Annotated in this window: 22 protein-coding genes; 10 read left to right on the forward strand and 12 right to left on the reverse strand. The window is 65.4% G+C overall.

The features are described from left to right. Positions 1-12: 12 nt before the first annotated feature. Positions 13-450 (reverse strand): TM2 domain-containing protein, encoded by a 438-nt coding sequence (locus tag AC1VVM_RS05745; protein ID WP_482956081.1) that lies wholly within the window; start codon positions 448-450, stop codon positions 13-15. 220 nt (positions 451-670) lie between these two features. Here AC1VVM_RS05745 and AC1VVM_RS05750 point away from each other — a divergent pair, with 220 nt between their 5' ends. Genes AC1VVM_RS05750 through dut form a run of 5 tightly spaced genes read left to right on the forward strand, consistent with a single transcriptional unit; the run spans position 671 to position 6353 of the window. Then, positions 671-1402, forward strand: a complete 732-nt coding sequence (locus AC1VVM_RS05750) for a class I SAM-dependent methyltransferase (protein ID WP_482956082.1) — start codon at positions 671-673, stop codon at positions 1400-1402. A gap of 10 nt (positions 1403-1412) precedes the next feature. Continuing rightward, the gene (ubiB, locus tag AC1VVM_RS05755; protein ID WP_482956083.1) at positions 1413-2981 is read left to right on the forward strand and encodes a 2-polyprenylphenol 6-hydroxylase; all 1569 of its coding nucleotides are present in this window, start codon (positions 1413-1415) and stop codon (positions 2979-2981) included. Between the two features lie 11 nt (positions 2982-2992). Then, positions 2993-4183 carry a hypothetical protein gene (locus AC1VVM_RS05760; RefSeq protein ID WP_482956084.1) on the forward strand — a complete coding sequence of 397 codons (1191 nt, stop codon included), beginning with the start codon at positions 2993-2995 and terminating at the stop codon, positions 4181-4183. Positions 4184-4225: 42 nt separating this feature from the next. Then, on the forward strand, positions 4226-5899 hold the full coding sequence (locus AC1VVM_RS05765) for a bifunctional phosphopantothenoylcysteine decarboxylase/phosphopantothenate synthase (RefSeq protein WP_482903108.1): 1674 nt from the start codon (positions 4226-4228) through the stop codon (positions 5897-5899). Beyond that, the gene (dut, locus tag AC1VVM_RS05770; RefSeq protein ID WP_132388340.1) at positions 5883-6353 is read left to right on the forward strand and encodes a dUTP diphosphatase; all 471 of its coding nucleotides are present in this window, start codon (positions 5883-5885) and stop codon (positions 6351-6353) included. Before AC1VVM_RS05765 ends, dut begins: the two co-directional genes overlap by 17 nt. Before the next feature lie 321 nt (positions 6354-6674). Here dut and AC1VVM_RS05775 read toward each other — a convergent pair whose 3' ends face one another. Together AC1VVM_RS05775 and AC1VVM_RS05780 are read right to left on the reverse strand one after the other, a co-directional pair. Further along, a complete protein-coding gene (locus tag AC1VVM_RS05775; protein ID WP_482956085.1) occupies positions 6675-6842 on the reverse strand; it encodes a hypothetical protein in 168 nt (55 codons plus the stop codon). A 134-nt stretch (positions 6843-6976) separates the two neighbouring features. Then, on the reverse strand, positions 6977-7666 hold the full coding sequence (locus AC1VVM_RS05780) for a DUF4136 domain-containing protein (protein ID WP_482956086.1): 690 nt from the start codon (positions 7664-7666) through the stop codon (positions 6977-6979). 191 nt (positions 7667-7857) lie between these two features. On the opposite strand from AC1VVM_RS05780, the gene AC1VVM_RS05785 reads away from it, so the two are divergent. Next, complete coding sequence (locus tag AC1VVM_RS05785) at positions 7858-8538, forward strand: MOSC domain-containing protein (RefSeq protein WP_482956087.1); 681 nt, start codon at positions 7858-7860, stop codon at positions 8536-8538. Positions 8539-8570: 32 nt separating this feature from the next. Here the strand turns inward: AC1VVM_RS05785 and trpS are convergent, their stop codons facing one another. From trpS to secB, 3 genes are all read right to left on the reverse strand, one after another. Then, positions 8571-9590 carry a tryptophan--tRNA ligase gene (gene trpS / locus AC1VVM_RS05790; RefSeq protein ID WP_482956088.1) on the reverse strand — a complete coding sequence of 340 codons (1020 nt, stop codon included), beginning with the start codon at positions 9588-9590 and terminating at the stop codon, positions 8571-8573. Positions 9591-9878: 288 nt separating this feature from the next. Next, positions 9879-11447: a murein biosynthesis integral membrane protein MurJ gene (gene murJ / locus AC1VVM_RS05795; RefSeq protein ID WP_482956089.1), complete on the reverse strand. Its 1569-nt coding sequence runs from the start codon at positions 11445-11447 to the stop codon at positions 9879-9881. A 150-nt stretch (positions 11448-11597) separates the two neighbouring features. Then, complete coding sequence (gene secB, locus AC1VVM_RS05800; protein ID WP_132388352.1) at positions 11598-12113, reverse strand: protein-export chaperone SecB; 516 nt, start codon at positions 12111-12113, stop codon at positions 11598-11600. A gap of 414 nt (positions 12114-12527) precedes the next feature. Here secB and AC1VVM_RS05805 point away from each other — a divergent pair, with 414 nt between their 5' ends. The 3 genes from AC1VVM_RS05805 to AC1VVM_RS05815 all read left to right on the forward strand — a co-directional run bounded on the left by AC1VVM_RS05805 (position 12528) and on the right by AC1VVM_RS05815 (position 15245). Then, positions 12528-13223: a Tim44/TimA family putative adaptor protein gene (locus AC1VVM_RS05805; protein ID WP_482903115.1), complete on the forward strand. Its 696-nt coding sequence runs from the start codon at positions 12528-12530 to the stop codon at positions 13221-13223. A gap of 180 nt (positions 13224-13403) precedes the next feature. Then, positions 13404-14651 carry a murein transglycosylase A gene (gene mltA, locus AC1VVM_RS05810; RefSeq protein WP_482956090.1) on the forward strand — a complete coding sequence of 416 codons (1248 nt, stop codon included), beginning with the start codon at positions 13404-13406 and terminating at the stop codon, positions 14649-14651. 18 nt (positions 14652-14669) lie between these two features. Next, positions 14670-15245 (forward strand): Smr/MutS family protein, encoded by a 576-nt coding sequence (locus tag AC1VVM_RS05815; protein ID WP_482903117.1) that lies wholly within the window; start codon positions 14670-14672, stop codon positions 15243-15245. Between the two features lie 230 nt (positions 15246-15475). Here AC1VVM_RS05815 and AC1VVM_RS05820 read toward each other — a convergent pair whose 3' ends face one another. The 4 genes from AC1VVM_RS05820 to ahpC form a co-directional block, all read right to left on the reverse strand. Continuing rightward, positions 15476-18364: a TonB-dependent receptor domain-containing protein gene (locus tag AC1VVM_RS05820; RefSeq protein ID WP_482956091.1), complete on the reverse strand. Its 2889-nt coding sequence runs from the start codon at positions 18362-18364 to the stop codon at positions 15476-15478. 419 nt (positions 18365-18783) lie between these two features. Beyond that, on the reverse strand, positions 18784-19422 hold the full coding sequence (locus AC1VVM_RS05825; protein WP_482956092.1) for a hypothetical protein: 639 nt from the start codon (positions 19420-19422) through the stop codon (positions 18784-18786). A gap of 200 nt (positions 19423-19622) precedes the next feature. Beyond that, the gene (gene ahpF, locus AC1VVM_RS05830) at positions 19623-21212 is read right to left on the reverse strand and encodes an alkyl hydroperoxide reductase subunit F (protein ID WP_482956093.1); all 1590 of its coding nucleotides are present in this window, start codon (positions 21210-21212) and stop codon (positions 19623-19625) included. A 157-nt stretch (positions 21213-21369) separates the two neighbouring features. Next, positions 21370-21936, reverse strand: a complete 567-nt coding sequence (ahpC, locus tag AC1VVM_RS05835) for an alkyl hydroperoxide reductase subunit C (RefSeq protein WP_132388366.1) — start codon at positions 21934-21936, stop codon at positions 21370-21372. A 198-nt stretch (positions 21937-22134) separates the two neighbouring features. Here ahpC and AC1VVM_RS05840 point away from each other — a divergent pair, with 198 nt between their 5' ends. Continuing rightward, complete coding sequence (locus tag AC1VVM_RS05840; protein ID WP_482956094.1) at positions 22135-22509, forward strand: hypothetical protein; 375 nt, start codon at positions 22135-22137, stop codon at positions 22507-22509. Between the two features lie 413 nt (positions 22510-22922). Here the strand turns inward: AC1VVM_RS05840 and AC1VVM_RS05845 are convergent, their stop codons facing one another. Together AC1VVM_RS05845 and aroC are read right to left on the reverse strand one after the other, a co-directional pair. After that, positions 22923-23423, reverse strand: coding sequence for a GNAT family N-acetyltransferase (locus AC1VVM_RS05845; RefSeq protein ID WP_482956095.1), 501 nt, complete (start codon positions 23421-23423; stop codon positions 22923-22925). 15 nt (positions 23424-23438) lie between these two features. Beyond that, positions 23439-24506, reverse strand: a complete 1068-nt coding sequence (aroC, locus tag AC1VVM_RS05850) for a chorismate synthase (protein ID WP_482956096.1) — start codon at positions 24504-24506, stop codon at positions 23439-23441. Between the last annotated feature and the right edge of the window lie 51 nt (positions 24507-24557).

Raw genomic sequence — 24557 nt, forward strand, 5'->3', positions numbered from 1 at the left:
AAAGCGGCTGGATCAGCCGTATTTGTAGTGGAAGGCTTCGTCGCTGGTGCAGGCGTAGACAATGGCCTCCACGAAAGCGATGCAGCCCGGGATCAGCGTCCAGCAAAAGACGAGGTACAGGATGCCCAAGCCGGTTCGGTTGAGATAGAACTTGTGCGCCCCAAGGCCGCCCAAGAGCAGGGCGAGCACGATGGCAGCCCCCTTGCTTTTCACCGGACGGCTGTATCCTCCGGTGGAAACGGCCGCGTTCATATAGACGTTGCCTTGCCTCTCGCTGGCGCGGAGGGCCTCTTCGGCGCGGCGCAAGGCAATATCCAGAGTTTCGCCGCAATGACGGCATTTCTTGGCGGTTGCCTTGACCGCTTCCGCACAGAATGGACATTCCGTCGTGGCCGTTTCACTCAATCCTTCGCTGGTTGAGAGTGCGTCTTCGCGGGTTTCCGTTTCCATTCTTCTGTCCCCTTTTTTCCGATTGCGAACCGGCGTGACTGATTCTTCGTGCGGAAATGATAGGGAGGACTGCCATTGCAACTCTTAAAGCGCCGGTGAAATTATTGAAATAACGTGCAATTTCAATTTTCGCCGCGCCGCAAACTATATTGGGCAAAGGATCCGTTCACTGGCCAGCATCACCCTTTGCGCAAACGGCATTTACGCCTAAAGCGGCGCCATGAGCGAAACGGTTTCCTTCGGCTACGAGGATGTGGCCACCGAGGAGAAGCAGGAGCGCGTCGGCGCTGTCTTCTCCAGCGTCGCACGCAAGTACGACGTGATGAACGATGCCATGTCGGCAGGCATGCATCGGCTGTGGAAGGACAAGTTCGTGCGCCGCGTGAAGCCGCGCGAGGACGAGCAGATCCTCGACATGGCGGGCGGCACGGGCGACATCGCCTTCCGCATGGCCGCGCACGGCGCCTCGGTCACTGTCTCCGACATCAATCAGGACATGCTGGACGTCGGCATCGAGCGCGCGATGGAGCGCGGCATTGATGGCCTCGTCTGGTCGCGCCAGAATGCCGAGGAACTCTCGTTCCCGGCGCGCCACTTCGATGCCTATACGATTGCCTTCGGCATCCGTAACGTCACCCACATCGACAAGGCACTGGCCGAGGCGCACCGCGTGCTCAAGTTCGGCGGGCGCTTCTTCTGCCTCGAATTCTCGACCACCGAATGGCCGGGCTTCAAGGAGGCCTACGACGCCTATTCGCACCATCTGGTGCCGAAGATCGGTCAGGCCATCGCCGGTGACGCTGAGTCCTACCGCTACTTGATCGAATCGATCCGCCGCTTCCCGCCGATGCCGGAATTCGAGAAGATGATCCGCACGGCCGGCTTCCGGCACACCAAGGTCGAACCGATCATGGGCGGCCTCGTAGCGATCCATTCGGGCTGGAAGGTCTGAGATCCAGATCGTGACGGGTTCTGCAACGCATATCCTGCGCCTGCTCAAGTGGGGGCGCGTTCTCGCGCGCCACGGAGCGCTGCGCGGGATCGAGAATGACCGCAATGCCCCCGCGCAGGTCAAGCGCCTGTGCCGGATCGCCCGGTTCGGCACGCGCCAGCCGGTGGAGCCCGACTATGCCGGGGCTTTCCAGGAGATCGGCCCGGCCGCGATCAAGCTGGGGCAGGCGCTGGCGACGCGCCCCGATCTCGTGGGCGAGGGCCCCGCGCACAACCTGCTGACCTTGCAGGACAGCCTGCCGCCGGTCGCCTTTTCCGAGATCCGGCACGCGATCGAGGGCAGCTTCGGCGTGCCGCTCGACAAGCTCTTCGCCTCGATCGAGGAAACCCCGGTGGGTGCCGCCTCGATCGCGCAAGTCCACCGCGCGGTCACGCCCGATGGCCGCGAAGTGGCGGTCAAAGTGCTGCGTCCCGGCATCCGCGAGCAGTTCGCGCACGACGTCGAGACGTATGAATGGGCTGCCGCGCATCTGGAAGCGCTGGGCGGCGAAGCCGCGCGCCTGCGCCCGCGCGCTGTGGTGGCCAATCTCAAGCGCTGGACCCTGCGCGAGTTGGACCTTCGGCGCGAGGCGGCCTCGGCCTCCGAGCTTTCCGATGCGATGAAGGGCATCCACGGCTACCGCGTGCCCGCGATCGAATGGGACCGCACCAATGGGCAGGTCCTCACCGTCGAGTGGATCGGCGCCACCAAGATGGGCGATCTCGACAGTCTGCGCGCCGCCGGGCATGATTTGCCGCGGCTGGCGCACAAGCTGGTCATCACCTTCTTGACCCAGGCGATCTCGTCGGGCTTCTTCCATGCCGACATGCACCAGGGCAACCTGTTCGTGGAAGCGGACGGCACCATCGTCGCCATCGATTTCGGCATCATGGGCCGCATCAACCGGCAGGCGCGGTTGTGGCTGGCGGAGATTCTCTACGGTCTCACCACCGGCAATTACCGCCGCGTGGCCGAAATCCATTTCGAAGCGCAATACGTGCCGAGCTACCACACCGTGGAAGAGTTCGCGACCGCACTGCGCGCCGTGGGCGAGCCGATGCGCGGCAAGCCGGTGTCCGAACTGTCGGTCGGCCAGATGCTCGACGGGCTCTTCGCGATCACGCGCGATTTCGACATGGCGGTGCAACCGCACCTGCTGCTGCTGCAAAAGACCATGGTCATGGTCGAGGGGCTGGCGACGGCGCTCGATCCCGACATCAACATGTGGGACGTCTCGGCGCCGTTCGTGAAGAGCTGGCTGCGCGACGAACTCGGGCCCGAGGCGATGATCGCCGACCGCCTGCGTGAGGATCTCGGCACGCTGTTCCGCCTGCCCGCACTGGTGCGGCGGATCGAGGAGAAGTTCCCGCCCAAGGGCGGCGCGCCGGAGCAGGCGCCGCTGCCGGATGTCGACCTGATCTGGTCGCCGGGCGGCGAGCGTAAACCTCAAAGTAACCACTGGGCAGGCTATGGTCTGGCGGCAATCCTTGGGGGTGTCGCTGCATGGGCGCTGACGTACTGGACTCTGCTGGGGCACTGAGCCCCGGCCGCATGAAAACGGCTGGGGTCGCCGGGCGGGATTCCGGCCCGGCACCCACGCTTTTCACACATTGGCCGGTCCGGGCGGCGCGGCTGGCGCTGGCGCTTCTCGCCGCGCTGCTGGTCGCCTCGGCGCTGGTGCCCGTCGCCAAGTCGGGCAACCGCTCGCCGTGGCAGGGGCCGGTCGAAGGGCCGGTTTCGACCGCCAATGCTCCCGGCGCCGCGAAAAAGCCCTACGACGAGGATATCGCGCTCTACGAAGTCGCCATCGCGCGCATTCGCAAGGGCGAGAACTATTACCACTTCATCGTCCCCGAACAGCGTTCGCGCGACTATCCGGTGAACCCCGCCATCGCGGTGCGTCTGCCGACGCTGGCCTACCTCAATGCATGGCTGGGCGAGGCGGGGCAGATCCTGGCCGCCGTTGCGCTGATGGTCGGCATCGTTGTCGTCTGGTGGCGCAAGCTGGGTGATGCGGGTGTTTTGCCCCGGCTACGCAGGATCGCGACGGCGCTGGTCTTCGTCGGTGCCTCGCTGGCGCTCAACCGGCACTATTTCCCGTTGCACGAGCTATGGTCGGGCGGGCTCATTGCGCTGGCGCTGGGCCTCCACCGGATCGGCACGCGCGGCGAGGGCGGACGTTGGCACGCCGCTTTTGCCGCCGCCGCGTTGGCGCTGGCGATCCGCGAGCATGCGCTGCCCTTCGTCGCGCTTCTGGCCGCGACCGCGCTGTGGCAGCGCAACTGGCGCGAGGCGGCGGCGTGGAGCGCGCTGATGGCGCTGTTTGTCGCGGGTCTTGCCTGGCACCTTGCGCTGATCTCGCAGCAAGTCCTGCCCACCGATCCGCACAGCGCGCCCTGGCTGGTCATGCGCGGGCTGTCGGGCTGGCTCTCCAACGTGATCCAGTCGAGCAATTTGCGCTGGCTGCCGCACTGGCTGGCCGGACCGGCGGTGGTGCTGATGACGTTCGGCTGGCTCGGCTGGAACCGCGCGGAGGGCGTGTTCGCCTTCCTGCTCGCCGTCGGGTACGGGGTGCTGTTCATGGCCGCCGGCCGTTGGGACAACTTCTATTGGGGGGCGATGATTGCCCCTGCGATGTTCGCCGGGATAGCCTTCGCGCCGCGCGCGCTGACAGGCCTCGTCTCGGCGGCAGGACTTGTTTCAGCCGAAAGGCTGGCCAAATCTCCGGTAAAGATCCCCTAAACAGATTGCACCGTTATGAACGCTGTTGCACAAGCCGGGACCATGAGTGGTCCCCGTATTCTCCTCGTCATCGGCGGCGGTATCGCGGCCTACAAGGCCTGCGAACTCGTCCGCCAGATCCGCAAGGAAGGCGGCGAGGTCACCTGCGTGCTGACCGAATCCGGCGCCAAGTTCGTCACCCCGATGGCGCTGGCGGCGCTGTCGGAGCGGCCGGTCTACACCTCGCTCTGGGACCTCAAGAACGAGGTCGAGATGGGCCATATCCAGCTGAGCCGGGAGGCCGATCTGGTGGTGGTCTGCCCAGCGACGGCGGACCTCATGGCCAAGATGGCCTCGGGCATTGCCGATGATCTGGCCACGACGATGATGCTGGCGACCGACAAGCCGGTCATGGCCGTCCCGGCAATGAACGTGCGCATGTGGCAGCACGCCGCCACGGTCCGCAACGTGCAGATCCTGCGCGAAGTGGGCGTCGATGTGATGGAGCCGGACGAAGGCACCATGGCCTGCGGCGAATTCGGCCCGGGCCGCCTGCCCGATCCTATCGCGATCTGGCAGCGCATTGCCTGGGCGCTCGGCCTCGGCCCCGTGGAAGTGGCGCCGCTGCCCGGCACCGTGCCGACGCTGCCACAGCCTGAAATGGGGCTGGACTTGCGCAACCCGTTCCCCTGGCAGCCGCAGTTCGCTGCGCCCGAGCCGGAACCGACCGCCGAGGATGCCGATAACGACACCGGCCACGATATTGGCGCGGACAGCGCGGCGGACAGCTTCGGGTTGGGTGGCCTCACCGGTTCGATGATCAGCCGCGGCCTGCAAAAAGCCAAGAAGGCGATCAGCTTCGGCGCGTCCGACAACGACGGGCTCGCGTCCGACCCGCTTTCGCCCCATTCGCTGTCCGACGGCGGCGCGGTCGCCGATCCGGCAGCGGGGCTGCTGGTGGTGAAGAAAGGCGGTGCGCGTTCTGCTCCGCCGACCGATCCTGACGCGATCAACCACGTCATTTCGCCTTTCGGCGCCGCGCCGCAGCCTTTCGGCTCCGCGCCGGAGGCGCCCTTCGAAAAGCCGACGGACGGTCCGCTCTCGGGCCGCCATGTGCTGGTGACGGCCGGCCCCACCTGGGAGCCGATCGACCCGGTGCGCTACATCGCCAATCGCTCCTCGGGCAAGCAGGGCTTCGCCATTGCCGGCGCCGCCGCCAAGGCCGGCGCGCGGGTCACGCTGGTGGCGGGCCCGGTGCATCTCGAAACCCCGCCGGGGGTGGACCGCGTGGACGTGGAAAGCGCGCAGCAGATGGCCGACGCGGTCAAGAGCGCGCTGCCTGCCGACATTGCGGTGATGGTCGCCGCCGTGGCCGACTGGCGGACGATCAATGTCGCCAAAGACAAGCTGAAGAAGCGCGGTTCGGCGCCGCCGGCGCTGCTGCTCACCGAAAACCCCGACATTCTCGCCAGCGTCGCCGCGCGGCCCGACCGGCCGCCGCTGCTGATCGGCTTCGCTGCCGAGACCGAGGACGTGATCCGCTACGCCAAGGAAAAGCGTAAGCGCAAGGGCGCGGACTGGATCATCGCCAACGACGTTTCGGGCGATGTCATGGGCGGGGACGCCAATACCGTTCATATCGTCCGGGGCGACGATGTGATCTCTCTTCCCGAAATGCCCAAGGAGGAGGTCGCGCGCCTCCTCGTCGAAAGGTTCGCAGATGCACTTCCCAGATAACGTCCCTGTTCCCATCAAGGTCCTGCCGCATGGCGAGGGCCTGCCGCTGCCGGTCTACGCGACCGACGGCGCGGCGGGCATGGACGTGGTTTCGGCCGAGGACGTGACGCTGGCCCCCGGCGCGCGCCATGCGGTCGCCACCGGGCTGGCCATGGCGATCCCGCCGGGCTTCGAGATTCAGGTCCGCCCGCGCTCGGGCCTTGCGCTCAAGCACGGAATCTCGGTGCCCAATGCGCCGGGCACGATCGATTCTGACTATCGCGGCGAGCTGAAGGTGATCCTGATCAACCACGGCGCCGATGCCTTCGACGTCCGCCGGGGCGATCGGGTGGCGCAGCTGGTGCTGGCCCCCGTCACGCGCGGGACGTGGCTGCAGGTGGAAGAACTCGACGAGACCGTGCGCGGCGAAGGCGGCTTCGGTTCGACCGGCGGTGTGGTCGCGCTGGGGAACTGATTGCACGGCCGATTGCTCAACCGCCTGAAAAGGCGCCGAGGGCTGACAAGACCACCACGGTGAGCAGCATGCGCCTCACCGCTCAGTCATGATAGCGACCGGCGCCTCGAAATAGACTTCCCATCCAAACCCGTCATCCCCGCGAAGGCGGGGATCCCGCTTCTTTTTCTCGCGGCATAGCAGAAAGGCAGCGGGGCCCCCGCCTTCGCGGGGGCGACGAAGTGTTTGTGGATGAGGTTGTCTCAGAAAAGCCCGCAGGCTGTTACGGCGCAGCCCGTTATGGGAAGTGCAATAGGCAACGACCCGTGAGGCAAGCGCCGCTCAGTCCTCGCGCTCGATCCGCGCGCGCCATTCGCGGTGGCGCTTCAAACCGTACCAGCCCAGACTGGCGATGACGCCGATGCTTGCCAGCCCCTTGGCTAGCAGCGAGAAGGCCGATGTCAGCGCTCCGATGGTCACCCCCCAGAAGAGCTGCGACATGATGGCCATGAAGGTGTTCATTCCGGGCGGCTATATCGGGGGATCCCCCCGCAGCATACCCTGAAAGCAAGAACGGGCCCGTCGTTTGCGACGAGCCCGTTCCCCGGTGTCTCCCACCTTGCGGGGGGAGCCTCCCTGTCAGGTCACTTGCGTTCCGGCGCGACCGAGATTCGTGTGGTCTCGCCCGAATTGCCTGGGAAGTTGGTGAACATCGCCTCGACCAGATTGGGGACGAGGTATTGCAGGCGGTTCGAGGTCGAAACGGCCTCTGCACGGCCTTCGAACAGGCGCAGGTTGTCTGCCGCACGGTCGATTTTCAACGAAATGCCGCTGGTGAAGACGGTGTACGAATCGATGCCGCCGTCAAAGAACGGATCATACCAGCCCATACGCCACGGTCCGCCCCAGGCGCCGCCCCAGCCGCCCCAGCCGCCCCAGGCTCCGCCCCAGCGAGGACCCCAGCCGGGACCGTACCACGGACCCCAGGCACCCATGCCAGGAGTCGAACGCACCCGCTCGCGGCCATTGTCGATGCCGTAGTCGAAGTGGACGATCAGCGTTGCCTTGGCGGCATCGTCGACCGGGGTATAGCCCAGACGGGCCAGACGGTCGCGCACGAGGCCGGCGTAAGTCGCGAACTCAAGCCCACCGGCGAGTCGGGGGTCCTCGGCGACGACGACGAAAGTTTGACCCTGCGGTGCCGGAAGCTGCGACTGGTGGAAGCGCGAAACATCGGCCTTGAAGGGGGTGGCGCAGGCGGCCAGCGCGATGAGAAGCACGGCAACGGCCGCCATTCTCAACCTGCCGAACTGCGATCCGGGATGGTCTGTCATTGGTTTCACTCCATGAACCCGAAGGCCCGAGACGCCCTTCCCAAGCGCGGCCCGCGATTCCTTGCGATCCTGCCCTAATATCAATGCCCTGAATAGCGGTTGAATGGTGGCAAGTTCGTGATGGATCGCTCATCGCGTTCAGCCGCCGGTCATGGCTTGAGCTTGTTCGTTGGATGTAGGATTCTCGTCGGATGATCGCCAGTGCAGAAACGCCGCTTTCCGTACCGATTCGCTCGATTCAGTGCGGCCGGGTCCATCCTTTCCGGGACTTGGACGAACCGAGCGCAATCGGCAAGCACCCGGTGCAGGGGCCGGTGCGCGTCCACCGCCTCGGGCTGGAGGGCGATGAGCAGGCCGACCTTGCCGTCCATGGCGGCCCGGACAAGGCGATCCACCACTATCCGCACGATCACTATGCCTTCTGGCGTCGGGCGATCGGCGCGCATCCGCTGCTGGCCGATTATGGCGCATTCGGCGAAAATATCGCCACCGACGGGCTGACCGAGGAAGCTGTCTGCATCGGCGACCGCTGGCGCCTTGGCACCGCGCTGGTCGAAGTGAGCCAGGGGCGGCAACCCTGCTGGAAGCTCGACCACCGCTTCGACGGCGCCGCGGTCAATCTGGGCGTGGTAAAATCGCGCCGGGCGGGTTGGTACTACCGCGTCGTGGAGGAAGGCACGGTCGCTGCCGGAGACGCGATGGAACTGATGGGGCGGCCGTGGCCGGAATGGAGCGTGCAGCGTGTCTTCGGCCTGCTGATCGCGGGCGACCACAAGCGGGACCCCGAAGGGCTGGAAGCACTCGGAGAGGTTTCGGCACTGGCCACGCCATGGGTTCGGCGGCGGGCGAAGCTGCTAGGGCTGGAAGGTTAGGGGAAGGGGGCGCCGGAAGCGCCCCCCACGCCTTACCCGCGAACGAGCCCGAGCGCGTCGTACGTCTTTTCCAGGGTCGGGATCGCCAGCGCGCGGGCCTTTTCGGCGCCCTTGCGCAGAATCGCGTCGAGCGCCGTGCGGTCCTGCCGCAGTTCGACGAAGCGGGCGTTGATCGGTGCCAGCTTCTCGACCAGCAGTTCGCCCAGTGCGGGCTTGAACGAGCCGAAGCCCTGACCGCCGAACTGCGCCAGCACGTCGTCCGCCGTGGTTCCCGCCATCACCGCGTAGATCGAGACGAGGTTGTTGGCCTCCGCACGGCCTTCGAGGCCGGCCTTTTCAGAGGGCAGCGGCTCGGGGTCGGTCTTGGCCTTCTTGACCTTCTGCATGATCGTGTCGGCATCGTCGGTCATGTTGATACGACTCATGTCGGAGGGGTCCGACTTGCTCATCTTCGACGAACCGTCGCGCAGGCTCATGATGCGGGCGGCTTCGGGCGGGATGAAGGGCGCGGGCAGCGTGAACAGCGGCGCGTCCTCTGCACAGAAGTCGTTGTTGAACTTCTGGGCGATGTCGCGCGCGAGTTCGAGGTGCTGCTTCTGGTCCTCGCCCACCGGGACGTGGGTGGCCTGATAGATCAGCACGTCGGCGGCCTGCAGCACCGGATAGGTGAACAGCGCGACCGACTGGCCTTCGCGGTTCTTGCCGGCCTTGTCCTTCCACTGCGTCATGCGGTTCAGCCAGCCCATGCGCGCGGTGCCGTTGAGCAGCCATTGCAGCTCGGCATGCTGGGGGACTTGCGCCTGATTGAAAAGGATCGAGCGGTCGGGATCGATCCCGCAGGCGACCAGCGCGGCGACCATCTCGCGGGTGTTGGCTGAAAGGTCGGCGGGCACGTGCGGCATCGAGATCGCGTGGAGATCGGCCAGGAAGTAAAGGCATTCGCCGCCGCTGGCGGCGGCATCGTCCTGCATCGAGACCCAGTTGCGGATGGCGCCCAGGTAGTTGCCGAGGTGCAGGTTGCCGGTGGGCTGAATGCCGGAGACGATACGCATGGACGCGTCCTTCGCGATTTATGGGTTGTCGTTTGTGTGTGGATGGTGCGCCCGCCGGGGCGCGCATGCAGGCAGGGTCAGCGCGAAACGCGCGCGACACTCCGCCATCGCCACGAGAGGCGACGGGTTTTGGCAGACTTCGGGTGCGAAAGGTCCTGCATGGCCGTGGCTCATAGCATACCTGCGCGCGGATGGAAGAGCAGGGCATCGGCCCCATAAGTCGTCGTCCCCGCCTTCGCGGGGGCGACGGAAATGTTCGATCGGGAACGGGAGTGGCCCACCGAGACGTCAGGCTGCCTTGCGGCGGCGCAGCAGGGCGAGGTCGTCGCGGGTGAAGGCGCCCGTCACCAGAGTTGCCAGCGCGTAGACAACGCCGCCCGCCGAAACCAGAGCCGCCAGCGCCAGTCCGCGCACCAGCCATGTCCCGTGGAGATAGGGCGTAAGCTGGTCCTGCCCGTACCACAGCGCCACGCCCATCGCGATGGCGGCCAGCGCCAGGCGCGGGGCCCGGCGCTTGAGCCGGGCGTCGGACTGGAAATGACCGCGCTTCACCAGCGTCCAATAAAGCATGGCGACATTCACGGTGGAGGCGATGGCCGTCGCCAGCGGCGGGCCCATGTGCTGAAGCGGTGCGATCAGCGCAAGGTTGAGCACGAGGTTCACGACCATCGATATCATCGCGTAGCGGACCGGCGTGCGGGTGTCCTGACGGGCGTAGAAGCCGGGCGTCAGCACTTTGACGAGGATGTAGCTCGGCAGCCCGATCGAGAAGGCGGCAAGCGCCTCGGCCGTGCGGGCAACGTCGTTCGCGTCGAACTTGCCATAGCCGAACAGCGCGGCAGCGATCGGCTGGCCGCAGACGATCAGCGCGACCGAGGCGGGCAGGGTGAGCAGCAGTGCCAGCTCCATGCCGCGGTTCTGCGTATCCATGGCGGCCGCATCGTCCCCGCCGCCGAGCTGGCGCGAGATCGTGGGCAGCAGCACGGTTCCAAGGCCGATGCCAATCAGTCCCAGCGGAAGCTGGTTCAGCCGGTCCGCCATGTAGATATAGGTGACCGATCCATGGGCGAGGAACGTGGCGGCAAGGAAAGTCGAGACGACAAGGTTGATCTGCACGGCGCCGGCACCGGCGGCGGCAGGCCAGATCAGCGCCATCAACCGCTTCACGTCAGGGTTCCAGACCGGCGCGCGCAGGCGCATCGACACGCCGTTGGCGCGGCAGGCGAAGTAGAGCCAGATGAGCTGCAGCGCGCCCGATACCGTAACGCCGATGGCCTGGTTGCGGGCCGTCACCAGCGGATCGCTGGAGTGGAAGCCCAGCAGAACCACGATCAGCGTCAGGTTCAGCAGGATCGGCGCAGCGGCGTTGACCCAGAACTTGTTGAGCGAATTCAGGATGCCGCCCAGCAGCGAGACCACGCTGATCAGCGCCAGATAGGGAATGGTGAACCGGCTGAGCGTGACGGCGAAGGCGAACTGCTCGTGATTGACGCCGTTGAAACCGCCCGACAGCATCAGCGTCACCGGCCAGGCGAAGGCTTCCAGGATCACCGTCATCACGATCAGGATCGGCAGGAGCACGGAAAGTGCCTGTTCGGCGAAGGTGATGCCGGCCGCCAGTCCCGGCCCGTCCTTGTCCGCGACCTTCTGGTTGAACATCGGGATGAACGCCGAGGCGAAAGCCCCTTCCGCGAACAGCGCGCGGAACATGTTCGGCAGCCGGAAGGCGATCAGGAAGGCGTCCGATGCGAAACCGGCGCCGACGAAGCGGGCGAACAGGCTGTCGCGCACGAGCCCGAGGACCCGGCTGGCGAGGGTCAGGCCGCCGACACCGGCAAGCGCCTTGGTGAGATTCATCCCCGGATGGGTCCTTCAGAAATTCAACGGCAAAATCAGCGGCAAAATCAGGGCCGGATCGTCGATGGCCGAAACGCCAAAAGGCCCGCCCGCCCCGTGGCCCTTGCGGGATGGGAGCGGACGGGCCTTGAAGTCACTGCGGCGAAAGCCTCAGGCGTGGCCGACCGGCTCGCCCATGCCTTCGGCCTCGGCCTGCTGGCGGGCGGCGAGCTGCTGGAAGTATAGGCCGTTGAAATCGATCGGCTCCAGCATCAGCGGCGGGTAGCCGGCATCGCGCACGGCATCGGCAACGACGCGACGGGCGAACGGGAAGATGATGCGCGGCGCTTCGGCGTAGAGGAACGCGTGCATGCTGGGCTCATCAAGATTGCGCATGCCGATCAGCGCGCAATAGCTGAGGTCCACGACATAGGCGGTGCCTTCGTCGGCCTTGGCGGCGACGGTGATCTTCAGTTCGACTTCGTGAACTTCGCCGTCGATCGGGCGGGCGCCGATGTTGAACTGGATGTCGACCTGCGGCGCGGCCTGCCACGAGAAGCTCTGCGGCGCGTTCGGATTCTCGACCGAGAGGTCCTTCACGTACTGCGAGATGATGCCGGCGGTCGGCGCGTTGTCCTCGCCGGTGCCGAGGTTGATGTCGGAGATGACGTTGCCTTCGTCGGCCATTTCGATTGTGTCCCGTCTATAAGGATACGGATGAAGTCTGGCGGGGCGCCTAGAGCATTTTCGCAGGCTGGGAAAGGCGCGGGGCCGAATTTGTTGCGCAGTTTTAACCGCGATTCGCCGAGGCAGGCGGCCATTGCCCACCGCATACAGGGCGAGGTTGGGCCGGTTTCGGGCGTTAGTCGCAGAGCTTTACCGCAAAGGAACCGCCGCAGCGGGCGTTTCGGCGAAAAAAATCCCCGATTGCCGCGCTCACGCGTTGTTCATTTGTAAACTGTACCTATCTGGGTTTATGATGACGCTTCCGGGCGCGTGCCTGACTTCTCGCGGATGCGGGCGATTCGTCTTTTGCCCGCACTGTCCAAGGCGCGCAGCATCCGAAGATATAGCGTCCAAGCAAAGGATGGACAAAGGAACGTGACACCGGAAATCGTGATCCTGGCCATGATCGCAGCTTTTCTTGGCCTGCGGCTCTATTCGGTACTCGGCCGCCGTGCCGAGCATGAGGAAGAGCCGATCCAGGGACGCTTCGAAGGCCGCCAGGGCCAGCCCGGTGCGCCGCGCGTCCCCGTGCAGCCCAAGGCAGAGGCCAAGCCCGACGCCAAGCCGACGGATCGCCAGCCCTTCGCACCGCGTCAGCGCGAAATGCCGCTCGCCCCGCCTTCGGTGGAGCGTGGCCTTGGCGAAATCGCCAATGCCGACCGTCGTTTCGATGCTTTCGCGTTCCTCGAAGGCGCGCGCAGCGCCTACCGCCTGATCCTTGAAGCCTTCTGGAAGGGCGACAAGGCCGAACTGCGTTCGCTCTGCGACGGCGATGTCTATGACAGCTTCAGCGCGGCCATCGATGCGCGTCTGGCGGCGGGCGAAACGCTCGACAACCGCCTGATCCGGATCGAGGAAGCGGCCATTTCGGCGGCCGGGGTCGATAACGGCCTTGCCCGCATCACCATTCGCTTCCGTTCGGACATTGCCGCCGTCACGCGCGATGCCGAAGGTCATGTGATCGCAGGATCGCTGGACGACGCCATCGAGGCGGTCGATATCTGGACCTTCAGCCGCCACGTCGATGCCACCGGCCCCGACTGGCTGCTCGACGAGACGGACGCGGGCTGACGCTCCGGATTCCGAGGTTCAACCGACTCGCTTCCGTCACGGAATGCCGCAAGGGCGGTTGATTTCAACGACCTGATCCCACAAGGATTGAGAGGCCGGGCCGAAAGGTCCGGCCCCTTTGTTTTTAGGGCTTTTTTGCGGCCTTTTGGGGTGCGGAGGACGATCTTGCAGGCAGCAGGGATGACGCGGCGGAAGAGTTTCCCCGTCCGGTTTGGCGCGCTCGCGGGGGCGCTGCTCTATGGCGTGCTGCTGTCCGGCTGCGCGCAGGTGGTTCCCAGCGGTGCGGGTCCCGGCAGCGTGTCGCGGCCGCCGATCTCGCCGACCTTGCCGTCCACAACGCCTCCCGGGACGCCGCCTCCGGCCAATGCCGTCGCGCTGGGCGTGCGCGCGGGGCCGCCGATCACCGACCTTCCGGTGGGCGCGGCCGACGGCGCCGCCGCGCTGGCCTCTTTCCGCGAAAGCTGCCCCAGCGTTTCGAAGCGCAATGACGCCAGCGGCCTGACCCGCCCCGGCGACTGGCAGACCGCCTGCACCGCCGCTGCCACCTGGCCGGGTACCGCCGTGCAGTTCTTCCAGACCTATTTCGAGGCGGTGAAAGTGGGCGATGGGCGCGGCTTCGCGACCGGCTACTACGAGCCCGAGATCGCCGGATCGCGCACGCACCTGCCGGGCTATGAAGTGCCGGTCTACGGCATGCCGGCCGATCTCGTCCGCGCGCGACCGGGTGATGCCCAGCCCAATGCCAAGGGCCAGATGCCGCTCGGCCGCTATGACGAGAACGGGCTGTTCGTGCCCTATTTCGACCGCGCGCAGATCGAGGACGGCGCGCTGGCGGGCAAGGGGCTGGAGATCGCCTGGGTTCATGACCCGGTCGAATTCTTCTTCCTTCAGGTTCAGGGCTCGGGTCGCCTGCGGGCGCCGGACGGCACCGTGATGCGGATCGGTTATGCCGGGCAGAACGGGCTTCCCTATACCGGCATCGGCGCGGTGATGCGCGACAGCGGGCTGGTGGGCACCGGGCCGGGCCAATATCCGGGCTCGATGCAGGGGATCATCCAGTACATCCACGATCACCCGGTGGAAGGCGATGTCCTGATGCGCCGCAACCAGTCGTGGGTGTTCTTCCGCGAGCTGACCGGCGCCGGGCCGCTCGGCGCGCTGGGCGTGCCGGTGCGCGCCCATGCCTCGGTCGCGGCCGATCCGCAATTCGTGCCCCTCGGCGCGCCGGTCTGGCTGGCGCTGGATCGCGGTGAGGCCAGCGGGCTATGGATAGCGCAGGATACCGGCGGCGCGATCAAGGGCGCCAACCGCTTCGACACGTTCTGGGGCGCGGGCGATCAGGCACGCCTGACGGCTGGTGGCATGAGCGGTCGCGGCGATGCGCTGGTGCTGGTGCCCAAGGGTACGCTCGCGCGTTTGCAGCCGTGATCGAGTAAGAAGGCTTAGATGAGAAGACCGGTACGACGACTGACAGCGGAGGAAGCACAAGTCTGGGCGCAAGTCGCCCGGACGGTGACGCCGCTCGAAAAGCGTCGGCCCGCGCCTGCGCCTGCCGAACCCGTGGAGGTAAAGGCCGTGGCCGCGCCTGCCGCGCTGCCGCCGAAGAAGGTCAAGGGCCGCGTCCCGCCGCCGCTGGTGCCGAAACCGGCGCCGCCCAAACCGGCCGGGCCGGGGGCGCTCCAGCTCGACGGTTCGTGGGAAAAGCGCATCGCCAAGGGCACCTTGGCGCCGGATTTCAGTCTGGACCTCCACGGATCGAGCCTCGATCAGGCCTATCTGCGGCTGATGCACGGGTTGACGCAGGCCAAGTCGATGGGCGCGCGGGTGGTGCTGGTGGTGACCGGCAAGCCGCGCCCGGTCGACGCCATGGATCGCGGCACCGCGCGCGGCGCGATCCGCGCCAAGATCGCCGACTGGCTGGCGGCGAGCGAACATGCTTTCGACATCGTCGCCGTACGCGGCGCGCATCGCCGCCATGGTGGGCAGGGCGCGCTCTATGTGGTGCTGAAAAAGCGCCGGTAGTCGGAGGGCGGGGGCTAAACCGGGCCTTCCGCACCTTCCCAACCTTCGTCATTGCGAGCGTAGCGAAGCAATCCAGAGCGTGCGCAAACCGCTCTGGATTGCTTCGCTACGCTCGCAATGACGAAGGGGGCGGGATGGGGAGCGTCGGTGCGCCGGGTTGGTCCGGCCCCGTCTGTCGTCAACCGTTGCACCCGGCGCGGAAGGAACTCCCGCGCCGGGAAACAGGTTCGTTACATCTTCACCGAGACGCGCAAGTAGCCGAACTGGCCGGGCACGTCATACGTCGTCGGGTCGTAGTTCGGCCCGGTGCAGGTGTTGCAGGCCGGCGGATCGGTGTTGAACAGGTTGATCACGCCCACCGTGAACGTGAGCGCGCTGTCCATGAAGCTCGGCGTGTAGCTGAGCTGGATGTCGCCATAGAAACGGTCGCTCATCTTGTGGCCGTCGCTCTCCACCACGCTGTCGATATAGCGGCCGGTGAACGAGGCATCGACCCCGGCGTAGGACCACGACAGGATGCCGGTGCCCTTGAACTCCGGATAGGACTGGTCCGGGAAGCCGCGCGTGGTGCCCTTGTAGCTGATCGTGGCCGAGCCATCCGCAGTCGGGAAAGTCTCGGTATACTTGAGCAGCCGGTTGGCGTTGAACGACAGGCCGAAGGTGCCCGCGCCGGTCTCGGGCGAGGTGTAGTTGAGGCTGATGTCGATGCCCTGCGTGCGGATCCCGCCGATGTTCTGGAGCAGGCCGACCACGCGGGAGATGATGCCGCTGGGCGTGCGGATCACATTGGCGCAGGCCGTGGGATCGCCCAGTTCGGCGCAGCGCGACAGCGTGACTTGCGGGTTGATCGCCGAGATCGCGTCGTTCACCTTGATGTCGTAGTAATTGACCTCAAGGCTGAGGTTGCGGGCAAATCCGCCGCGCGCCCACGCTGGGCTGTAGACGCCGCCGAACAGCCAAGTCTTGCTGGTTTCGGGCTTCAGCGTGTCGTTGCCGCCGGTCAGCGTGCCGATCTGGCCGCCTTGCGGTTCCTGATAGCTGCCGCTTGCGGGCACGCCGTTGGCGATGCAGTTGTTCCGCACGGTCTGCGAGGATTGCCAGAGCGAGCCGTCGACATTGGTGCAGGGGTCGTTGATCGGCGCGTCCGCGCGGGACTGGGCGCCGAACAGTTCGCCGATCGCCGGAGCGCGGAAGCCCTCGGCATAGGATGCGCGCAGCAGCAGGTCGGACACCGGCTTCCACAGGCCGGTGGCGGTGAACGTGGTGCTCGATCCGCTGGTCGAATAGTTGGCGTGGCGCACCGCGCCGTCCGCTTCGAGCTGCTGGAAGAACGGCGTGTCCTTCAGGATCGGGACGCGCAGTTCGCCGTAGAACTCGTCCGAATTGTAGCTGCCCGCCGCCGCTTGTGCCGGGATGTCGGCGCCCAGACCCGCCTGGATGATCGGATCGGGCGTGAACGAGCCGAACTGATAGCGGTGCTCATAGCCTACCGCCATGCCTACCGGCCCTGCAGGCAGGTCGAACAGATCGCCGGTGACGTTGGCGGTGTAGTCCTGCATGCGCTGGCTCGACCGGTCATGCTCGGTGAACGAGATGTAGTCGAGCATGGCCGGTGTGATCGAGCCTTCGCCGCCAAACAGATTGAGCGGTACGCAGGCCCCGGTGCAGTCCGCCAGCGGCCCCAGCGCCTGCGCCACTTTCGCCGCGTTGACGTTGCCGGTGAAGGTCTGGTTCGCGTCGTTCCAGCCGAACGCGGCGTTCACGTCCCAGTAGAACTTGCGCGTGCCGATATGGAAGCTGCCGTCCAGCGATGCGTTGGCCGTCATCGTGTCGACGTGCTGGGTGTAGGTCCGCTGCCCGGCCTCAACCAGGCGGCGGGCGATGAAGCTGTAAGTCGCCGGCTGTCCGTTCGCGCCGGAATTCAGGGTAATGCCGAAGGGGTTGTAGGGGTTGGTCGCGTCGATCGACACCGTGTCGAGCAAGTTGCCGTTGCCCGCGTCCGGCCCGACGAAGAGCGGCAGGAAGGCCGCCTGGTTCTGCGAATTGCGATGGTTGTAGACCATCTTCGCGCGGAAGGTGATGTTGGAGGTCAGCTCCTGCTTGGCGCTGACCCAGGCGCCATAGCGCTCCTGCGGCGTCAGGAAGTAGTTGTAGGGCGAGAAGTTGAAGCGGTCCGCATCGGTGAAGGCGCGGAAGTCACCACCGACCAGCGTTGGGTCATAGACGCCCTGCGTGGTCAGCGGCGGGTTGCGCGGAGTGATGCTGCCGCCCGCGGGCAGCGAAGGGTTGCCTTCGTTAAAGACGATGCGCCCGTTCACCGCTGCCGACGAACAGCCGCCGCGCGGGTCGAGACAGGAGGTCTGGCCGGGATTGGGGAACTGCGAGATCGAACGGTCGGCGGTGCTGACCTTGTCCTGCTTCACGTAGCTGGCGCCGAACACCACCGAAGTGGTCGGCCCCTTGACGCCGTAGCTGACGTTATAGTTCTGCGTATGTCCGTCGCCCTGCCGATAGGTGCCGAACTGGCCCGAGGCGCGCAGGCCGTCCTGCTCGGACTTGGTGATGATATTGACGACACCGGCGATGGCGTCCGAGCCATAGAGCGGCGACTGGCCCGATTGCAGAACCTCGATCCGCTCGATCTGGCTGGCGGGAATGGTGTTGAGGTCGACCGTGGAGGGAATGCCGCTCGCGGCCGTGGCGTTCACGTAGCGCATGCCGTCCACCAGCACGAGCGTGCGCTTGGCGAGGAGGTAGCGCAGATCGATCTCGCTGGTGCCCGCGCCGACGCCGCCGCCGTCCTGCGGATTGCCGATATTGCCCGAATTGTTGACCTTGGTGTTGAGCCCGCCCGCCGCGCTGGGCAGGCGTTGCAGCACGTCGGCGATGGAGGAGAGGCCGGATCGGGCCATATCTTCGTTGCTGACGGTGACCACCGGGCTCGGATTATCGAGCGGGTTTTGGCGGATGCGCGATCCGGTGACGATGATGGCCTGTGCGGGAGCATCCAGACCGTTGTCCGATGCGGTGTCTTGTGCCTGGACGGTAGCGGGCATGGCCAGTGCCCCGAGAGTGAGTGCGGCAATGCTGCAATGCAAATGGAAGTTACGCATATTCATGTAACGACCCCTCAAGATTGTCCCCTAAATCGGGTACTTGGGAGCGTCACTTGCGCCATGTTGCTGCGCAACAGAATTCTGCGACATTGTAAATAATGTGAAATATTAGCGAGATGCTGTGGCGCGCGGGCAACAATATTCTTGTAGGTGCAGGATTTTCTCGAACGCGGCGAACGAAAAATTAGAGCGTCCGTAAAACTCCTTAGTCGCCAGCTACGCCTTCCTAAATCGCTATTCGGTTTCGGCAGGTATTTGCGAAGGCGGGAACTGCGGGGGCGAGCGGAAAGCGCCATGGCTCTCCCCCGTTCCACTCATGCTGCTTATTCCCACACCCCGCTCATCCTGAGCGGATTTGAAGGGCGGTAATGTGGGGGAAAGTGACGGACCGCTTTCGGATTAAATCGAAGGATTGCCGCCATTCATTGATGATCGTCCTCAGCAAACTGCCAGAAGCGACTTGCCTGAAATCTCTCAGGACTCATCGGCTCCGTGCCATGTTCATAGCATCCGGTGATCAAACCGTGCACGTCGGACGCTTGGCCAGGTGACAAGTCTTTTCGATAGGCGATGGCACATGTCTGCTCTGGAAGCGCTACTTCATAGTCTGCGCCAAGAATGTCATCGAACAAATGCGGTAGCAGGAGACGCGACGGGCCGATGGCATCGTCGTGCAGCATGACCTTCACGAACGGCACGCCGTTTTCGTCTAGTTTTGCACCGGAAGCCGGACGGCTTGCGGATATTCTTGAGAGGTTTTCGAGTGCCGCTGCTCGCCAATCAACACCGACATCGTCCCAGAACTGAGCTTCGCGCTCGGTAACGTAGAAGAAGCTGTTCATTTCGCCGCATGTCGCCCATGCTACGCAGAATGGAAGCTCGCCGATTTGGACAATGGGGCCGGGCCATGCCGCACTCAGCGATTCCAACGGGAGTATGATCGGCACGACGCGTGACAGATCACGATCCGATGGTTCGACACTAAGACCAGCTTCCAGCACGTCCAACGCGGCGCGCGAACTTGATTTCCGGCTAAACCAATTGAGAAAACGCGGCAGCATTCAGGTGATATGCCGGTGGAAAGTTACGGCGGCAATGTAGGCGAAACCGGAACAGCAGCTTTTTGGCGCAAACTTGCGGCTTTTGCCGAGCCAAAGGTCTCCCGAATGTATCCGCGCGGTCCGGCGGATTTCAAACGCGCAAACGAAAACGGGCGGGCACCTTTCGGCGCCCGCCCGCTTGCTCGGGGGGTGTTCTATTTTCAGGCCGGTTCGAGAACCGCGACCGGCGCCTCGTTGCGGATCAGGTAGTCGAAGGCCGACAGCGCCGCTTTCGATCCCTCGCCCATGGCGATGATGATCTGCTTGTACGGCACGGTGGTCACGTCACCCGCCGCGAAAATGCCGGGCAGGTTGGTCGCCGCCTTGTCGTCGATCACGATCTCTCCGCGCGGTGAGAGCGCAACGCCGCTGTCTTTCAGCCACTCGGTATTCGGCACCAGACCGATCTGGACGAACACGCCTTCCAGCTCGACCTTATGCTCCACACCGCTTGCGCGGTCCTTATAGTGCAGGCCGTTCACCTTCTCACCGTCGCCGGTGACTTCGGTGGTCTGGGCGCTGGTGAGGATCACGACGTTCTTCATCGAACGCAGCTTGTCCACCAGCACCTGATCGGCGCGCAGCTGGCTGTCGAACTCGATCAGGGTGACGTGGCCGACGATTCCCGCAAGGTCGATCGCCGCTTCCACGCCGGAGTTGCCGCCGCCGATCACCGCCACGCGCTTGCCCTTGAACAGCGGACCGTCGCAGTGCGGGCAGTAGGCCACGCCCTTGTTCTTGTACTCGGCCTCACCGGGCACGCCCAGGTTGCGCCAGCGGGCACCGGTCGTCAGCACCAGCGAGCGCGCCTTGAGCGAAGCGCCGTTGGCGAAGACCACCTCGTGATAGCCGCCCAGTTCCTTGGCCGGGATCAGCTTTTCGGCGCGCTGCAGGTTCATCACGTCGATGTCGTATTCACCAACATGCGTTTCCAGCGCGGCGGCCAGCTTCGGGCCTTCGGTGTAGGGGACCGAGATGAAGTTCTCGATGCCCATGGTGTCCTGCACCTGCCCGCCGAAGCGTTCCGCCGCGATGCCGGTGCTGAAACCCTTGCGCGCGGTGTAGATCGCGGCCGAGGCACCGGCGGGGCCACCGCCCACGACCAGCACTTCGAAAGGCTTCTTCTCGGCTAGCTTGGCAGCGGCCTTGGCGTCGGCGCCGGTGTCGAGCTTGGCGAGGATTTCTTCCACGCCCATCTTGCCCGAACCCCACATCTCGCCATTCAGGAACACGGCGGGCACGGCCATGACGCCGCGTCCCTCGACCTCGTCCTTGAACGCGCCGCCTTCGATCAGGGTGGCGTTCACGTGCGGGTTGTTGAGCGCGATCAAGGTCAGCGCCTGCACCACGTCCGGGCAGTTGTGGCAGGAGAGCGAGAAATACATCTCGAACTCGTAGCTGCCTTCCAGATTGCGGATCTGCTCCAGAGTCTCGTCAGAGACTTTGGGCGGATGGCCGCCGGTCCACAGCAGGGCGAGAACGAGCGAAGTGAATTCGTGGCCCAGCGGCAAGCCCGCGAAGCGCACCCAGGCGCTGGCGTCCGAAGCGCGGCGCACGATGAAGCTGGGGCGGCGGGCATCGTCGCCGTCGAAAGTGGCGGTTACCTTGTCCGAGAGCGAGGCGATGGTGGTCAGCAGCTCGCGGGTCTCGGCCGACTTGGCGTCGTCGCCCAGCGAGGCGACAAGCTCGATCGGCTCGCGCAGCATGGCGAGATATTGCGAGAGCTGTTGCTTCAGAGCGGCGTCGAGCATGAGTCAGGTCCTTTGAAATCAGTGTGACGAAAGGGGCGGCCCGGGGACAGGTTCCTTACCGGCGCGCCATAGCTTGGGGGCATGGGGGCGCGGCACGGGGGGAGGGAGGCCCCGGGCCGCGCACCTTCAGCACGCGACCCGTGGGATCGCGTAGTTTTTAGAGCTTGCCGACGAGGTCAAGCGAGGGAGCGAGGGTCTCGCCGCCTTCTTCCCACTTGGCCGGGCAAACCTGGCCGGGGTTGGCGCGGACGTACTGGGCAGCCTTGATCTTGCGGACCAGTTCGACAGCGTTACGGCCAACGCCTTCGCAGGTGATTTCCATGATCTGGATGACGCCTTCGGGATCGACGACGAAAGTGGCGCGGTCGGCCAGGCCCGAATCTTCGCGCAGAACGCCGAAGGCTTCGGTCAGCGCGTGGTTCTGGTCGCCCAGGAACGCGTACTGGATCTTGCCGATCTTGTCCGAGGTGTCGTGCCAGGCCTTGTGGCTGAAGTGCGTGTCGGTCGAAACGCCGTACACTTCCACGCCCATGCCCTGCAGTGCGGCATACTGTTCACCCAGGTCTTCCAGCTCGGTCGGGCAGACGAAGGTGAAGTCGGCGGGGTAGAAGAAGAACACGGCCCACTTGCCGGCGATGTCGGCGTCGGTGACGTCGAAGAAGCCCTTGCCGGCCTGGAAAGCGGTGTTCTTGAAAGGCTTGATGGTGCTGCCGATGATACCCATGGATGTATTCTCCCTCGATTGGGTGTTGAACTTCGAGGACCGAGATAGGCGGACGGGGCGCCGATGTGTAGGGTGTTGATCCGATTGGGTTGATCGGATTGGCCGATCACTGGCGATGGATTGAACGTTTCTGTCGATAAAATGCTCGCGATTGCGAAAATCCGTGCGGCGATGCGGAAAGAGGGTTTAGGGGGAGGTATGAAGACGATACGACTTGCGCTGCTGGCAGCGGCCTGCGCATCGCTGGCCGCCTGCAACAGCTGGCCTACCTCGCTGGACAACCGCGCGCAGGGCGACATGAAGTTCCGCTATCACCACCGCCTTTACGATCAGTGGTCGTTCTGGGCGCCGGTAAAGCAGGGCCATGCGGTAATGTTCGCGCATGAACACCGCATCCGCGACATTTCCGGGTTCGAGATCACCGAAGGCAAGTTGACCTACCGCTACGGCGCCCGCGCGCTGGCGCCGGTGCAACAGTTCTGCGCCGGCAGCGCAAGCTGCGCGCTGGTCTATCGCGGCGAGGGCAGGCTGGAGGCGCGCACGGCGCCGCTGCCGGACGCGAAGCTGGATTGAGGGCGGATACCTCTAACCCTACTCCCGCTCATCCTGAGCCTGTCGAAGGATGTGAGGCCTTGCGCCACGCCTGCGGGGGCTTCGACAAGTTCAGCCTGAGCGGTTTGGAGAGGGGCGATGTGAGGGACGTAATCCCAAAACACCTTCGTCGCCCCCGCGAAGGCGGGGGCCCCGCTTCCTTGCGCCGGGGCTCAAGAAAAGCGGGATCCCCGCCTTCGCGGGGATGACGGATCGGTTGTGTGAGGGGGCTGATAGCTTGCCCAATCTACGGCGCAGTTTGCCGGCGAACTCCGGTCCTCCCCTGCAAGGGGAGGTGGCATCGCGAAGCGATGACGGAGGGGTGCCATGCTATCGAGAGGGGGATACCCCTCCACCGCCTTTGGCGGTCCCCCTCCCCTTGCAGGGGAGGAAGGTTAGCTTGCGGCGAAGCTCTGGTGATAGGCAACTTCGCCTGTGGGAGCGGTCCCGGCGAAGACGAGGCGCTGGAAGTATTCGGCCGGCACGCCGGGATAGGCGAGGGTGGGATCGCTCTCGAACTCGAAGCGGGCGTAATAGGCCGGATCGCCCAGCACCACGCAGCCTTGCGCACCGGCGTCGCGCAATTGCGCAAGGCCGGCCTCGATCAGCCGGGCGCCGATGCCGCCTCGCTGGTGATCCGGGCTGACCGCCACCGGGCCGAGGCCGAACCAGCCCAGATCCGCGTCATCGATCATGACGGGCGAGAAGGCAACATGGCCGACGATCACGCCATCCTCCTCTGCCACCAGCGAGACGGTGAGCTGGCCAGAGGCGCGCAGGGCATCGACGATGGCGACTTCGGTACCGCTCGAATGCTCGGCGCCAAGGAAGGCGGCGGTCACCAGCGCGCCAATGGCTGCGGCGTCGCCGTCCTGCTCGGGGCGAAGGGCGATCACCTCAGCCTCGCGAAATCAGCCACACTGGCCGCGGTGGAGCAGTTTGTGATCGGCCAGCACCAGCGCCATCATCGCCTCGACCACCGGCACGCCGCGAATGCCGACGCAGGGGTCGTGGCGGCCCTTGGTGAACAGTTCGGTCGCCTCACCTTCACGGGTGATCGTGGGCTGCGGGGTGAGGATCGAGCTGGTCGGCTTGAAGGCCACGCGCACCACCACCGGCTGGCCGGTCGCAATCCCGCCAGCAATGCCGCCCGCGTGGTTGGCGCTGAATTCGGGACCGCCAACACCGGGATGCATCGGATCGGCATTCTGCTCGCCGGTCAGGCGCGCGGCGGCGAAACCGTCGCCGATCTCCACGCCCTTCACCGCGTTGATGCCCATCATCGCGGCGGCCAGATCGGCGTCGAGCTTGCCGTAGAGCGGCGCGCCCCAGCCGGCGGGAACGCCGGTGGCGACGCATTCGACCACCGCGCCGACCGAAGATCCGGCAAGGCGCGCATCGTCGACGATTTTCTCCCAGCGCTTCGCGGCCTCTGCGTCGGGGCAGAAGAACGGGTTGTTGCCGATCTCGGCCGCGTCGAAGTTCGTCCTATCGATAGCGTCGCCGCCGATCTCCGAGACATAGGCGAGGATCGCCACTTCCGGGATCACCAGACGCGCCACGCCGCCCGCCGCCACGCGGCTGGCGGTCTCTCGCGCGGAACTGCGGCCGCCGCCGCGATAGTCGCGGAAGCCGTACTTGGCGTCATAGGCATAGTCGGCATGGCCCGGGCGATAGGCCTTGGCGACGTCCGAATAATCCTTCGAGCGCTGGTCGACGTTCTCGATCATAAGCGAAATGGGCGTGCCGGTGGTCTTGCCCTCGAACACACCCGAAAGGATGCGGACCTGATCCGGCTCCTGCCGCTGCGTGGTGAACTTCGACTGGCCGGGGCGGCGCGCGTCGAGGAAGGGCTGGATCACACTCTCGTCGATGGCGAGGCCCGGCGGGCACCCGTCGACGACGGCGCCGATGGCCGGTCCGTGGCTCTCGCCCCAGGTGGTGAATCGCAGAAGACGGCCGAAAGTGTTCACGCTCATGGCCTCGCGCTCTGGCGCGCAATCTTCGGTTTGTCCAGCATGCGCGGCGCG

The organism is Novosphingobium sp. BL-S-33 (assembly GCF_056857025.1).

Coding starts and splice junctions, on each gene's coding strand:
- AC1VVM_RS05765 (WP_482903108.1), top strand. CDS start 4,226: ATGAGTGGTCCCCGTATTCTCCTCGTCATCGGCGGCGGTATCGCGGCC.
- AC1VVM_RS05745 (WP_482956081.1), bottom strand. CDS start 450: ATGGAAACGGAAACCCGCGAAGACGCACTCTCAACCAGCGAAGGATTG.
- AC1VVM_RS05825 (WP_482956092.1), bottom strand. CDS start 19,422: ATGCTGCCGCGTTTTCTCAATTGGTTTAGCCGGAAATCAAGTTCGCGC.
- trpS (WP_482956088.1), bottom strand. CDS start 9,590: ATGCGTATCGTCTCCGGCATTCAGCCCACCGGCAACCTGCACCTCGGC.
- mltA (WP_482956090.1), top strand. CDS start 13,404: ATGACGCGGCGGAAGAGTTTCCCCGTCCGGTTTGGCGCGCTCGCGGGG.
- secB (WP_132388352.1), bottom strand. CDS start 12,113: ATGGCCGACGAAGGCAACGTCATCTCCGACATCAACCTCGGCACCGGC.
- AC1VVM_RS05750 (WP_482956082.1), top strand. CDS start 671: ATGAGCGAAACGGTTTCCTTCGGCTACGAGGATGTGGCCACCGAGGAG.
- dut (WP_132388340.1), top strand. CDS start 5,883: ATGCACTTCCCAGATAACGTCCCTGTTCCCATCAAGGTCCTGCCGCAT.
- AC1VVM_RS05820 (WP_482956091.1), bottom strand. CDS start 18,364: ATGAATATGCGTAACTTCCATTTGCATTGCAGCATTGCCGCACTCACT.
- AC1VVM_RS05840 (WP_482956094.1), top strand. CDS start 22,135: ATGAAGACGATACGACTTGCGCTGCTGGCAGCGGCCTGCGCATCGCTG.
- AC1VVM_RS05775 (WP_482956085.1), bottom strand. CDS start 6,842: ATGGCCATCATGTCGCAGCTCTTCTGGGGGGTGACCATCGGAGCGCTG.
- ahpF (WP_482956093.1), bottom strand. CDS start 21,212: ATGCTCGACGCCGCTCTGAAGCAACAGCTCTCGCAATATCTCGCCATG.
- AC1VVM_RS05785 (WP_482956087.1), top strand. CDS start 7,858: ATGATCGCCAGTGCAGAAACGCCGCTTTCCGTACCGATTCGCTCGATT.
- AC1VVM_RS05815 (WP_482903117.1), top strand. CDS start 14,670: ATGAGAAGACCGGTACGACGACTGACAGCGGAGGAAGCACAAGTCTGG.
- aroC (WP_482956096.1), bottom strand. CDS start 24,506: ATGAGCGTGAACACTTTCGGCCGTCTTCTGCGATTCACCACCTGGGGC.
- murJ (WP_482956089.1), bottom strand. CDS start 11,447: ATGAATCTCACCAAGGCGCTTGCCGGTGTCGGCGGCCTGACCCTCGCC.
- AC1VVM_RS05760 (WP_482956084.1), top strand. CDS start 2,993: ATGAAAACGGCTGGGGTCGCCGGGCGGGATTCCGGCCCGGCACCCACG.
- ahpC (WP_132388366.1), bottom strand. CDS start 21,936: ATGGGTATCATCGGCAGCACCATCAAGCCTTTCAAGAACACCGCTTTC.
- AC1VVM_RS05780 (WP_482956086.1), bottom strand. CDS start 7,666: ATGACAGACCATCCCGGATCGCAGTTCGGCAGGTTGAGAATGGCGGCC.